9 protein-coding genes and 1 tRNA gene are annotated in these 13,432 nt (G+C 45.7%); 2 read left to right on the top strand and 8 right to left on the bottom strand.

Translation table 11 applies throughout. The features are described 5' to 3' along the window. The 7 genes from lysS to tig all read right to left on the bottom strand — a co-directional run. On the bottom strand, nt 1-1,793 hold a 1,793-nt coding region (gene lysS / locus CCU_RS04325), incomplete at its 3' end, for a lysine--tRNA ligase (protein WP_208895980.1). A 6-nt stretch (nt 1,794-1,799) separates the two neighbouring features. Next, nucleotides 1,800-2,285, bottom strand: a complete 486-nt coding sequence (gene greA / locus CCU_RS04320) for a transcription elongation factor GreA (RefSeq protein ID WP_015533707.1) — start codon at nt 2,283-2,285, stop codon at nt 1,800-1,802. Nucleotides 2,286-2,362: 77 nt separating this feature from the next. Next, nucleotides 2,363-2,446, bottom strand: a tRNA-Leu gene (locus tag CCU_RS04315). 177 nt (nt 2,447-2,623) lie between these two features. Continuing rightward, a complete protein-coding gene (locus CCU_RS04310) occupies nt 2,624-4,819 on the bottom strand; it encodes a fibronectin (RefSeq protein WP_015533706.1) in 2,196 nt (731 codons plus the stop codon). Between the two features lie 17 nt (nt 4,820-4,836). After that, nucleotides 4,837-7,044 carry a fibronectin type III domain-containing protein gene (locus CCU_RS04305; RefSeq protein WP_015533705.1) on the bottom strand — a complete coding sequence of 736 codons (2,208 nt, stop codon included), beginning with the start codon at nt 7,042-7,044 and terminating at the stop codon, nt 4,837-4,839. Between the two features lie 182 nt (nt 7,045-7,226). Next, nucleotides 7,227-8,333 (bottom strand): FKBP-type peptidyl-prolyl cis-trans isomerase, encoded by a 1,107-nt coding sequence (locus tag CCU_RS04300; RefSeq protein ID WP_015533704.1) that lies wholly within the window; start codon nt 8,331-8,333, stop codon nt 7,227-7,229. 22 nt (nt 8,334-8,355) lie between these two features. Next, on the bottom strand, nt 8,356-9,585 hold the full coding sequence (tig, locus tag CCU_RS04295; protein WP_015533703.1) for a trigger factor: 1,230 nt from the start codon (nt 9,583-9,585) through the stop codon (nt 8,356-8,358). 481 nt (nt 9,586-10,066) lie between these two features. On the opposite strand from tig, the gene nrdD reads away from it, so the two are divergent. Both nrdD and nrdG read left to right on the top strand, forming a co-directional pair. After that, nucleotides 10,067-12,193, top strand: a complete 2,127-nt coding sequence (gene nrdD / locus CCU_RS04290; protein WP_015533701.1) for an anaerobic ribonucleoside-triphosphate reductase — start codon at nt 10,067-10,069, stop codon at nt 12,191-12,193. 147 nt (nt 12,194-12,340) lie between these two features. Next, on the top strand, nt 12,341-12,880 hold the full coding sequence (gene nrdG / locus CCU_RS04285; protein WP_015533700.1) for an anaerobic ribonucleoside-triphosphate reductase activating protein: 540 nt from the start codon (nt 12,341-12,343) through the stop codon (nt 12,878-12,880). A 52-nt stretch (nt 12,881-12,932) separates the two neighbouring features. Here nrdG and dut read toward each other — a convergent pair whose 3' ends face one another. Further along, the gene (dut, locus tag CCU_RS04280) at nt 12,933-13,379 is read right to left on the bottom strand and encodes a dUTP diphosphatase (protein WP_015533699.1); all 447 of its coding nucleotides are present in this window, start codon (nt 13,377-13,379) and stop codon (nt 12,933-12,935) included. Between the last annotated feature and the right edge of the window lie 53 nt (nt 13,380-13,432).

Below are 13,432 nucleotides of genomic sequence, written 5' to 3'. Positions count from 1 at the left end.
TTGCTCTTTGGCACTGCTGAACATTCCTTAACCTTTACCGCTCTGAAGTCTGATCTTGAAAATGTCTCGAAATCAACCTCATCAGCAAAAAGTGGCTCTATATCTACCTTGGAGAAATCGATCTTCTCATTTGGTGTGAAGAATCCGTTGTTGTCACCGGCTGTCTCAGATACTGAATCAGAATCTGAACCACCCTCACTCTTCATAGTCGGGAACAGAAGAACATCTCTGATCGCCTGTGAATCTGTAAGGAGCATAACCAGTCTGTCTATACCATAACCGATACCGCCTGTTGGAGGCATACCGATCTCAAGCGCATTGAGGAAATCCTCATCTGTGTGCTCAGCCTCGTCATCTCCGGCTGCGGCATTCGCATCCTGAGCGGCAAATCTCTCACGCTGATCGATAGGATCGTTCAGCTCTGAGTATGCGTTACACATCTCCCATGTGTTGATGAAGAGCTCGAAACGCTCAACCTTTGTAGGGTCTGAAGGCTTCTTCTTCGTAAGTGGTGAGATCTCGATTGGATGATCCATGATGAATGTAGGCTGGATCAGCTTCTCCTCACAGAACTCCTCGAAGAACAGGTTCACGATGTCGCCCTTCTTGTGGCGCTCCTCGTACTCTACGTGATGCTCGTCAGCGATCTTCTTCGCCTCAGCGTCATCAGCAACCTGGTCAAAATCAACACCTGTATATTTCTTGATAGCGTCAACCATAGTCAGACGCTCAAACGGCTTGCCAAAGTCGATCTCGATTCCGTTGTATGAGATCTTGGTGCTTCCACATACCTTCTCTGCGAGGTAACGGAACATGGACTCTGTGAGCTCCATCATACCATAGTAATCTGTGTATGCCTGGTACAGCTCCATCAGAGTGAACTCAGGGTTGTGACGTGTGTCAACACCCTCGTTACGGAATACTCGTCCGATCTCGTATACTCTCTCAAGACCGCCGACGATAAGTCTCTTCAGGTAGAGCTCAAGTGATATACGGAGCTTTACATCCTCATTGAGTGCATTGTAATGTGTCTCAAATGGTCTGGCTGCGGCACCACCGGCATTGCTGACCAGCATAGGTGTCTCAACCTCCATGAAGTCACGTCCTGCCAGGAAGTTACGGATCTCCTTTAATATCTGTGATCTCTTGATAAATACTTCCTTGCTGTCCTGGTTCATGATGAGATCCACATATCTCTGACGATATCTCATATCTGTATCTGTCAGTCCGTGGAACTTCTCAGGAAGGATCTGGAGTGACTTAGAGAGAAGTGTGATCTCCTCTGCATGTATGGATATCTCACCAGTCTTTGTTCTGAATGCATATCCCTTAACTCCATATATATCACCGATATCTGACTTCTTGAAGTCAGCGTATGACTCCTCACCGATCTGATCTCTTGCAACATACACCTGAATGTTGCCCTTAAGATCCTGAATGTTACAGAAAGAAGCCTTACCCATGACACGCTTGAACATCATACGTCCTGCGATGCTCACATTGATAGGTGAAGCATCCATGATGGCTCTTCTCTCATTGTAATCGTTGTTTAAAACTTCTCTCTTCTCTGCCTCTTCAAGGTCCTCAACTGAAGGTGTCTGTCTACCAGCCAGAAGCTCTGCCTCATGTGCTGTGTACATCTCCTTCACATCTGCACTGTGCTGCTGCACATCATACTTTGTTATGACAAATGGATCCTTGCCTGCCGCCTGAAGGTCTGCCAGCTTCTCGCGGCGCACCATCTGCAGCTTATTAAGATCCTGATCTTTTCCCTTGTTATTCTGCTCTGCCATCTTCTCTTACAGCTCCTGTCTCTTAATATCAAGTACCCTGTACTTAAACTCTCCGTCCGGTGCCTCCACCAGAACCTCCTCGCCAACCTTTGCACCCTTGAGTGCCATTCCAACAGGTGACTCATCTGAGATCTTGTTGTTCATGATATCCGCCTGTGATGAACCAACGATATCGTACTCGATCTTCTCATCGAACTCGTAGTCATATACAACTACCTTACATCCGATACCTACAACTCCTGTATCGACCTCATCTTCGTCGACTACTTCTATATTCTTGAGCATGGCCTCAAGCTGCTCGATTCTTGCCTCGATGTCTCTCTGCTCGTCCTTGGCTGCATCGTACTCTGCATTCTCTGACAGATCTCCCTGTTCTCTGGCCTCTTTGATCTTAGCTGCGATCTCTCTACGTTTATTAACCTTCAGATTCTGAAGCTCTTCCTCTATCTTCTTGAGACCTGAATAAGTAACCACATTCTTCTTCTCTGCCATTGCCGCACATACCTCCTAAATATCATAAATTATTGACTCCACAGCTCAGCATTTCCGCATACTATGGTATAAAAAAATGCGGAAGATGGGACTTGAACCCACACGGTATTGCTACCACAGGCACCTGAAGCCTGCGCGTCTGCCAATTCCGCCACTTCCGCATGTTCACAACGAACGTTAATATAATATACTGTTTGCATTGGTATGTCAACCACTTTTTTGCATTTCCGCAAGCATTTTCCCATAAAAAAGGGAAACCATATATACCACATTTCCATGCATGTATATATGTTTTCCCGCAAATATATCTACTGCTTGTTATTACCTAACATATGCCATTACTTTTTGCTCTTGGCACTGGCGGTCTTGGAGTATGCTGACTGAGCAGCACATCCACCGTCGTTAACTGCCACTGCAGCGACCTTGTAATAGTATGTCTTGCCCTTTGCAGCCTTCTTGTCTGTAAAGCTGCATGATGATGTTGTACCGATCTTAGTGTACTTACCATTCTTCTTGGTTGCGCGATATACTACGTAGTTCTTCGCTCCTGTAACGCTACTCCACTTTACTGTGATCTTCTTGGCTCCGGTGTTAGATGCACCTGACATCTTTGGTGTACCTACAGCATGTGTATACACTGCCTTATACTGCTTTGCAGCTTCATAGTCAATGCTGCAGTTAACCCCGCTGACAATTGTCGATGGCTGTATAAAATATGTATACTCAAGCTTGGTCGTGAGCTTGCGGTCACTGAAGTTTGTTGACGTTGTCTGTCCCAGCCACTGGGTTGTGCCGAGAACAGGGTTCATTCTGTATACTGTGTAAGAATCTGCACCAGGCACCGCTGACCATGTAACTCTGACCTCGGATGTGGACTTTCTCACAGCCTTTACATTCTTAGCAAGAGGGATATAGTTGACGCTGACGGATGTCATCTCGCCCTGCTTCTTACCCTTGTATGGCACTACGTATGCAGAGTAATACTTAATACCCTTACTGCTGCTTCCTGTATTCTTGAACTTGTATGTATTTCTGGCTGCAGATTTGATCACTGCAACCTGCTCAAGCTTATTTGTGTAGTTATTTCTCGCAAATATCTTGTAGCCTGAAGCTCCCCAGACTCTGTTCCACTTGAGATTGGTGTATATCGTCAGGTTTTTCTTGTCTTTGCTTGCAGATACCGTGGATGAGACAGCCTCGAGCTCTCTCACGCTCTCTGTGTATCCGGTCTGGAGCCATTTGTATGTCACGTTCTCACAAATGACCTTTCCACCTGAAACGCTCTGGCTCTTAAGCTTGAATGAATACTCAGCGCCAGATGCAAGTCCCTTGATGGTGCATGATGTTCCCTTTGTCGCAACAGCTCTCTTATATCTGTCTCCCGATATATCGGATCTCATATACCAGACTTCATACATATTTGCTCCGGCTGCCTTATCCCATGTGAGCTTTACTGAGCTCTTTGTGTTCTGAACCGCTGTGAGCTCTGTGGTACCCATGAGTATCTTTACGCCGCGGACCTCACTTGCAGTTCCCTTTGAAACCGCTCTGGTAGAGGCATCATAATACTTTGGAACTACCTTGTAGTAGTATGTCTTTCCAGCCTTAACTGTTGTATCTGTATACTCCGGTGTGTATATCGTCTTTATCTTCTTAAAGCCCTTTGTCTTTGAAGTTGAACGGTACAGATCGAACTGGTTAGCAGCGCCGTAATCGCTTACCGTTATATCAGCACCCTTTGCGCCTCTATCGACTGAAAGCTCCGCTGTTCCAAGCCTGCAGTCCACCTTTGCAACGGCTGATGTCTCTACAACCCTGGATGTCTTATTGTATGAGTCAGTTCCGGTTACTATCTTCGCCATATAGTAATAGGTATTTCCTACTTTTACATTATCATCATAATACCTCACTTCAGAAGCTCCATACATGTAACCGACGCCTGACAAAATCTTCGTAAAGCCTCCTGATGGCTTTGTGGATCTGTACACCTCATACCAGATATCATTCTGTACGTAGCTGTCAAATGGGAACGACACAGATACTCCACCTAATTCTCTATATCCGGTATCTCCCGTAGAATATGATACGTATTCTGAAGGCTTCCTGCTGCGGCTGAACTTAGGTGCTTCAAAATATATCTTTCCCGACTCCTGCGACACCGTCTGTCCATTGTCATCACTGACTACCAGCTTAAACTGATATGTCGCACCGGCAACTCCTCTGAATTCCGTATCCACATGCCAGCTTCCGTCATAGTCACTGCCTGTCCACGAGTCATACCATGCTCCATTTACATAGAGAACAGCCTCTGTTCCATATCCCAAAGCGCTTATATGTACAGAACCGCTGCTTACGGTATCCTGACCTCCTACACTAAAATATGTTATGGATGCTTCTTCAGCAAACGCCACCTCAGCCTGAGCGGACTGTACATCTGCACTGCCGTCTGCTGCCATTGCTGGCAATGCCTCACCAAACACCATGGTTGAAGCAAGCGCCACGCATAAAGCTTTCTTTATCAATCTATTCTTCATAGTTTACCCCTTTTCATCTATTTGCGGATCCTTATTCCCTTTGCATGTGATGCAACTGACTTGACTGTCTTTCCTCCATCATTAACTGTTGAAGCCACAACCTTGTAGTAATAGGTCGTTCCCTTCTTGAGCTTCTTGTTCATGTATGAAAGCTTTGTAGCTCCAGTCTTGCCGACCAGCTTGTATGTTCCATTCTTGCTGGTTGAACGATATACATAGTATCTGGTTGCATTTGTAACCTTCTTCCATGTTACAGTCGCTGTACCCTTGGAACCGTTTACAACCTTTGTTATGGCCGGTGATGCAAGCTTATGTGTATAGTCACTGCTATACAAATCATATCCGCTGCTGAATCCAAAGTCTGTGCCTACAACAACAGAGTATGTATACTTCATTCCGTCTGTCACGTTCACATCCGTGAAGTTAGTTGCCTTTGTCGATCCTATGTACTGGCGTACACCGAGCTCTGTAGTTCTGTATACATAGTATTCCTTTGCCCCGCTTACAGCAGACCATGTTATCTTGGTCGATGTTGTGCTCTTCTTTACAGCCTTAACACGCTTTGCACTTGGCATCTCTGAATTCCACAGAGTGTTATCCTCGCCTCTTGCCTTTCCCTTATATGGTCTCACATATATCTGAGAGTATTTGCGCTCCTTGCCCTTGGCACTTGTGTTTGTAAATGTATATGATGTCTTTTTTCCCGATTTTATCTTCTTGATGGTCTCTATCTTGCCTGTACTGCTGTTGAGGCCTGATATAACATATCCTGATGCGCCCCAGTCTCTGTACCATGTGAGAGAATATCTTACAGACAGGACATCCTTCCTGCCGTTCAGTGATGAAGATACAGCTCCCGCAGTCAGATCCTGGACTCTCTTGGTGTAACCCATGGTCCTCTCAGATGTATCTGTCGTCTCATATCTCACGGCAGCTCCTGATTTCTTGACTGTCCTTATCATCACCTTGTATGTTCCGTTCGGATCAAGCTTTGTAAGGGTGCATGAGTTTTTCTTGGTGACCACCATACGCTTGTATGCATCACCGGTTATATCGGTTCTCTTTGCCCATACCTCGTATGATACGTCTGCGGTATTGTCCGCAGCCCATGTACACTTCAGTGATCTGTTGCCTGTCTGTATAAGGCTAGGTGCACCTGCTGCATTCATGATAAACTTTACGCCGACAACACCAGATGTCTTTCCTGTTGTTATCTTTCGTGTCTGTGAGTCGTAATACTTTGGCACTACCTTGTAGTAGTATACCGTTCCACTCTTGACCGCTGTGTCCGTGAAATCAGCAGAATATATAGTCTTTATCTTTCTGTAGCCCTTGCTCTTGTTTGTTGAGCGGTACACATCGTACTGATTTGCAAAATTGCTGGTCATCCACAGGAATACTCCCGGCTTACTTATCTTTTCTGATACATTCATGCTTGAAGCATAGAGCTGATCCACCTCTGGAATGCCCACCTTTACTGAAGCTGTCTTACTTGTAGCTATGACCTTGCTCGTCTTCACATACTGATCTGAACCGCTCACGATCCTGAATCTGTAATAATATGTAGTTCCGGTCTTCGCAGTGCTGTCAAGATATGCAAGTCTTGACGTGTAAGATTCACTTCCCGTTGCAATCGTGGTAAATGGCCCACCTGACTTGGTCGCTCTCTGAACCTCATACTTGACCTCATCTGAATGCCTGCTATCAAGATATACGCTGACAGACACATAGCCTGGTTTTGCATAGCCAGTGCTTCCGACTGTATATCCTACACTAACACTAGGATCACCATCAAAGCTCACCTTGTCAGTTTTGACCGGTGAAACCTTCTGTACAGTCACCTCTCCATTTGAATCGTAGGCTCTAACCTCTGCGTTGTAGGTGGAATCAAGCAGCGCCGGGATCTCACAGTTAATACTAAAGGACTGCTGGTCCTCTCCGTTGTACTGTTCCCCGCACTTTACTCCATTGACCCAGACCTCAACTCTGTAAGCCCGGCCGCTTGCATTGATCGTTATGGTCCTTGAGTTCTTATAAGCTCCCGCATACCATATGCTGACATTGGCTGCCGCCACATCATCCTGTTCCTCCGCCGCCACTGTGGCAGCAGTTCTTCCGTCTGCCGCATTTTCCACACTGGCTGCCATAGCCGTGCCCGCCTCACCGAGCATCATGGCTGAAGCCAGAGCAATGCACAGACATTTTCTCGCAATGTTCTTTCTCATAATATCCCCTTTCCTTTTCTATCTTTAAAATAAAGACATGTTCTCTTTTATTTTAAATTCCCGGAGCCCCTTAGTCAATGTGGATAAACCACAGATTCATTTGTCTATAGACGACAATAGAGACCGGGCATAAAACCTCGGTCTCTATCAGCTTATCCATATTCAAATATATCGCGTGCAGCTTACTCCTCTGTGGCTGCCTCAGATGCATCTGTTGCAGTTGCCTCCACCTGAACTGATCTGTTCATGAGATAGTCAAGCACGTTCTCCTCTGTGGCATAGAACATCAGGTCTGACTCTGAGTAATACTTGTCCACGTCTGAGTCATTCTCCAGATTGTTCTTGTCCATAACCTTCTGTCTGTACGCCTTTATGTCTGCGTTATCGGCGATGAGGTCATTGTCCATTGCTATGCATGACACAACGATCTTCTCCTTCATGACGTTCTCAACTGTGGTGTGAAGGTACTCAAGGAATGATGCCTCGTCCTCATATCCATAAAAATACTTCATATATGCCTCGAAGTCGATTCCGTAGTTGTCTGCGGCACTTCTCACATTTGACACCATGGACTGAATGTAGGAAGCTACCTCATCCTCAGGATACTTGTCAAATGTAACCTTCTCCTCAACAGCCTTGAGAACAGAAGTTCTGTCTGTCTCGTCCGCGGAATCGTCCTTGTCCTTCTGAACATCTTCCTTCAGATGTGCTGTGTAGTCATCGGTTGTTGTGTACTCACCATCAGTAGCCTTCTTGACCAGTGCGTCTGTGTACTCAGGCACCGTGGTAACTGATATATAATTGATCGTAACCTTGTACTCTGCTGTAAGTCCGGCAACTGTTGTGTCGCTGTAATCATCAGGATATGTCACTGTGATCGTCTTGACATCACCCGGCTTGCTTCCTATGAGCTGATCGTCACTGCCATCACCAAGAGTGTTATTTCCCATGGTCAGTGTGTAATCTGTCTTGCTGTCCTTCTCTGTTCCTGAGACAGTCTCAACATAGTCCACATTGATCTTGTCGCCATCTGCCACTGTGCTGGTCTTATCCTCTGTAGTCTCAGAATTGTCACTGCAAAAACTGCTTATCGCACTGTTTACATCGTCCTCGGACACCTCTCTCGATGCCGGAACATATTCGATATCAGTGTATGCCGCCTTGTCTATGGTCGCACACTTTGAAAACTTCTTAAACTGGCTCTTTGTGTCATTGCTGCCACAGCCTGTCATCAGGCCTGCGCACATGACTGCCACCATTCCTGCTGCAAATATCTTCTTTACTCTCATATCTTTCTCCGTACCCCTTTACTTACTCTTCAGCCTGCTCTGCGTCAGCCGCCTCTGTTGACTCTGTGGTCTCTGCAGCCTCAGTTGTTGCTCCAGTTGTCGCCTTTGCATTGTCCATAAGGAAGTTCATGACCTTCTCTGCCAGAGCGTTGTACTTTATCTCAACGTCTGTAAGATTCTGTCTGAGCGTAGACTCATCAACACTGTTCTTCGTTGCATAATCAGCTATATACTTATCAGCCTCGTCATCTGTGACACTGATATTCTCCTTCTTGGCAATGGCACATACGACCATTCTCTCCTTCTGTGATTCCTCACAAACCTGCTGTACATACTGTTCAAATGCAGCGCTGTCATCATATCCATAGTAATAGTAGATATATGTATCATACTCTATTCCGTTTGTCTCTGCCTGAGTCTTTATGGATGTTATGATCTTGTCAGCATTCGCCTGAACATCATCTGCTGATATGTTCTCTATTGTACTGTTGTTTATAACGGCAACCATGACCTCATTCTGAGCACTTGCAAGAGCTGAATCCTCCTTGTCCTGCTTGAGCTGCTCACGTACAGATGCCTCATACTCAGCAGTTGTCTTATATGAAGTATTGTTTGCAACCAGCTCATCATTGTATGTAGCCGGTTTATCTATCTTTATATAGTTAAGTGTCGTCTCGAACTTAGCCGCCTTGCCATTTAACTCATCCTTGCCATAATTCTCAGGAAAGGTTACATTCACGGTAAATGTCTCTCCCGGCTTATGTCCAACTATCTGATCCTCAAAGTTATCTATGAATGAACCAGAACCAAGGACGAGATCATATCCGCTGCCATTGGTATTGCCTCCATCGAACTCCTCACCATCTACAGTTCCGACAAAGTCAATATTTACTGTATCTCCGTTCTTCGCCTCGCTGGTTGTGTCCTTATCAAATGTAGCAAGTCCGTTCACAAATGAATCAACCTTGGCCTGAACCTCATCATCCGTGACATCAGTGCCCTTCTCCTCATACTCCATGCCCTTGTATTCACCGAGTGTGACATCTGCCGCATACTGATCCACCATATCCTCTATAGAAGCAAATTCTTCTGATGAATTGTCAGCACTCTCTGTAGCATCAGAAGATGTTGCCTTACTCGCTGTATTATCCAGCTTTCCACTCGTACCATTACTGTCGCCACAGCCTGTCATAAATGACATGGACAGAGCGAGTGCAAGAACAACTGCACATCCCTTATTAAATTTTCGCATAATCATACCTCTTTTACTTTTTATTAGAAGTGTAACCATCTTCATGATAAACTTCAACGAGTAAACTTATACCATATTTTCCTGTAAAAATAAAGCAATTTGAAATAATTCATAGAATTCTCACAAATGATTTCACATTCCTATAACAGGCAGTTTTACATCTGTTTTTGTGATGTATTTTATCTGTCCCACATTAATCAAAGACAAATCCACAATATGTTGTGTCCACATATTTTTTATTTTTCTATATTTTGTATTTTTTGCAAATCTCCTGTAGACAAACAAAATGGGGAATGATATAATCGACCATGTTGAGACATCAGTGTGAGATTTGCGACGAGGCACCTTATTTGTCGCTAATTTTTTTGCGGCTTTTTCAGTCGGCATACCATATATTGATGTCTCCTGTATGGTAGTATACAATATTTAGGGGGCGTACTTTTTTAACGCCCATTCACATCACACACAGGGAGAATGGGAAATGCAAGTTATCAAGAGAGACGGTCGTGCTGTTACTTACGACCGAAGCAAGATCATATTGGCTATCCAGAAGGCTAACTCGGAGGTTGAGCCTTGTGAGAAGATCTCTGACGAGAAGATCGAGGAGATCGTCGGAAGCATCGAAGCCAAGAACAGAAAGAGAATGCTCGTTGAAGATATCCAGGATATCATCGAGCAGGGGCTTATGGCCGACGGCAAGTTTGTCCTTGCCAAGACCTACATTATATACAGATACAGCCGCGAGCTCATCAGAAAGGCAAATACGACTGATGATTCTATCCTCAGTCTTATCCAGAACAGGAATAAGGATGTCATGGAGGAGAATTCCAACAAGAATGCCACCGTCGCATCCACACAGCGTGATCTTATCGCAGGAGAGGTATCAAAGGATCTTACCAAGAGAATGCTCCTCCCTGAGAAGATTTCCAAGGCTCATGAGGAGGGCGCCATCCACTTCCACGACGCAGATTATTTCCTCCAGCCTATATTCAACTGCTGCCTTATCAACATTGGGGATATGCTTGACAACGGCACAGTCATGAACGGCAAGCTCATAGAGAGCCCGAAGAGCTTCCAGGTGGCATGTACCATCGTGACTCAGATCATCGCATCTGTCGCATCCAGCCAGTACGGCGGCCAGTCAGTCGATGTCCGTCACCTTGGAAAGTACCTCAGAAAGAGCTACAACAAATATAAAAAGAGATACACCGAAGAGTTCGGCGACAAGATAGACCCTGACACACTTGAGAAGCTCATCACCGAGAGACTCAAGGACGAGCTGAAGTCAGGAGTTCAGACTATCCAGTATCAGATAAATACTCTGATGACCACCAACGGCCAGTCTCCATTTGTCACTCTCTTCCTCAACCTCAGAGAGGACGACGAGTACATCAAGGAGAACGCCATGATCATCGAGGAGATCCTCAGACAGAGACTTGAGGGAATCAAGAACGAGGCAGGCGTGTATGTTACACCTGCATTCCCTAAGCTCATATATGTCCTTGACGAGCACAACTGCCTCAAGGGCGGTGAGTACGACTATATCACAGAGCTCGCCATCAAGTGTTCTGCCAAGAGAATGTACCCTGATTACATATCAGCCAAGAAGATGCGTGAGAACTACGAGGGAAATGTATTCTCATGCATGGGATGCCGTTCATTCCTCTCCCCATGGAAGGATGAGAACGGAGAATATAAATGGGAAGGCCGTTTCAACCAGGGAGTTGTCAGTCTTAATCTTCCACAGATAGCTATACTTGCAAAGGGAGACGATGACAAGTTCTGGAGTCTTCTGGATGAGAGACTGCAGCTCTGCTACGACGCACTCATGTGCCGCCACAGAGCCCTCGAGGGTGTAACCTCTGACGTCAGCCCAGTCCACTGGCAGTACGGTGCCATCGCCAGACTTAAGAAGGGCGAGGTCATCGATCCACTGCTCCACAACGGTTACTCAACCATATCACTGGGATACATCGGTGTATATGAGACCACCAAGCTCATGCGTGGTGTGAGCCACACAGATCCTGTGGGCGAGGAATTTGCACTGAAGCTTATGCACAAGCTCCGCGCAGCCTGCGACAAATGGAAGGCAGATACGGGACTTGGCTTCGGACTCTACGGAACTCCGGCCGAGAGCCTTTGCTACAGATTTGCACGTATCGACAAAGAGCGTTTCGGAACCATAAAGGATGTCACAGACAAGGGCTACTACACCAACTCTTACCACGTTGATGTCCGTGAGAAGATCGATGCATTCAGCAAGTTCAGATTTGAAAGCCAGTTCCAGACCATATCATCAGGTGGTGCCATCTCATATGTTGAGATACCAAACATGCGCAACAACCTGGATGCTCTGGCAGAGGTCGTAAGATATATATACGACAACATACAGTATGCTGAGTTCAACACCAAGTCTGACTACTGTCATGTATGTGGATACGATGGTGAGATCCTCATCAACGATGACGGCGAATGGGAATGTCCGCAGTGTGGCAACAAGGATCACAACAAGATGAATGTTACCAGAAGAACCTGCGGTTATCTGGGCGAGAACTTCTGGAACGTGGGCAAGACCAAAGAGATAAAGGCAAGAGTGCTTCATCTATAGTCTTTTATAGAAAAACACTTGATATATTCAGGCAACTGATATAAAATAACAGTATGCATTAATAATTTCAATTGTATGGTCTGCATGTCGTAGAGGGCAACGCAGGCCATACTTTTGTTTTAAGATAAATTTAGAAGGGATCACATTATGAATTACGCAGATATCAAACTATTTGATGTGGCAAACGGAACCGGCGTCAGAGTGTCTGTATTTGTATCCGGCTGCACACACCACTGCAAGAACTGTTTCAACCCTGACACATGGGATTTCGGCTACGGCAAGCCGTTCACGGATGTGGAGATCAACCACATAATAGATAGTTGCAAGGAGGACTATATAGCAGGTCTCTCCCTGCTCGGCGGAGAACCTATGGAATATGTGAACCAGCAGGGGCTTCTTCCTCTGGCAAGAAAGTTCAAGGAGACCTACCCTGACAAGACCATCTGGTGCTACACCGGTTATACATTTGAAACCGATCTCTTAGACCGCATGTGTAATGAATGGGAGTATACAAAAGAACTTCTCTCCTACATTGACGTCCTTGTGGACGGAGAATTCATAGACGAACAGAAGGATCTGTCACTGAGATTCAAGGGCTCAAGGAACCAGCGTATCATAGATGTACCAAAGTCCTTGAAGACAGACACCACAGTCCTGTGGGATGAAAGCGGAAAGTATTTTAAATAAAAGAAAAGCGGTCTGGCACACCATTAAAATGATGATGCCCGGCCGCTTTTTGTTACTTTCCTGTTGAACCGAATCCGCCGGCTCCTCTTACTGTATCGCTGAGCTCGTCCACCTGATGGAATGCTCCAACGATATAAGGAGCGATCACAAGCTGTGCTATTCTCTCCTCAGGCTCAACCGTCTGTGACTGGGTTCCGTGATTGTGGAGTGCAACCATGATTTCCCCTCTGTAATCCGCATCCACAACTCCAACCTTATTGGCCGGTGCAAGCCCCTTCTTGGATGCCAGACCACTTCTCGCATACACAAGTCCTGCAAATCCCTCAGGTATCTCCATGGCTATACCCGTGTGAACCATCACCGTCTGTCCCGGCTCTATAGTAATCGCCTCATCAAGACACGCATACAGATCCGCCCCCGCTGCGTACTCTGAACCGTATGTCGGTATGACTGCCTTTTCATCCAGCTTCTTAATATTGATATCGTATACTGTTGCCATCTTTCTTCTCCTCTTATTCGTCAAATTTTATCTTGTTGTACACATCCATATCC

Source organism: Coprococcus sp. ART55/1, from assembly GCF_000210595.1.
GTDB lineage: Bacteria > Bacillota > Clostridia > Lachnospirales > Lachnospiraceae > Coprococcus > Coprococcus aceti.
Note: the sequence above shows the minus strand (reverse complement) of the source record. Positions and strands in the feature narration are given on the sequence as shown.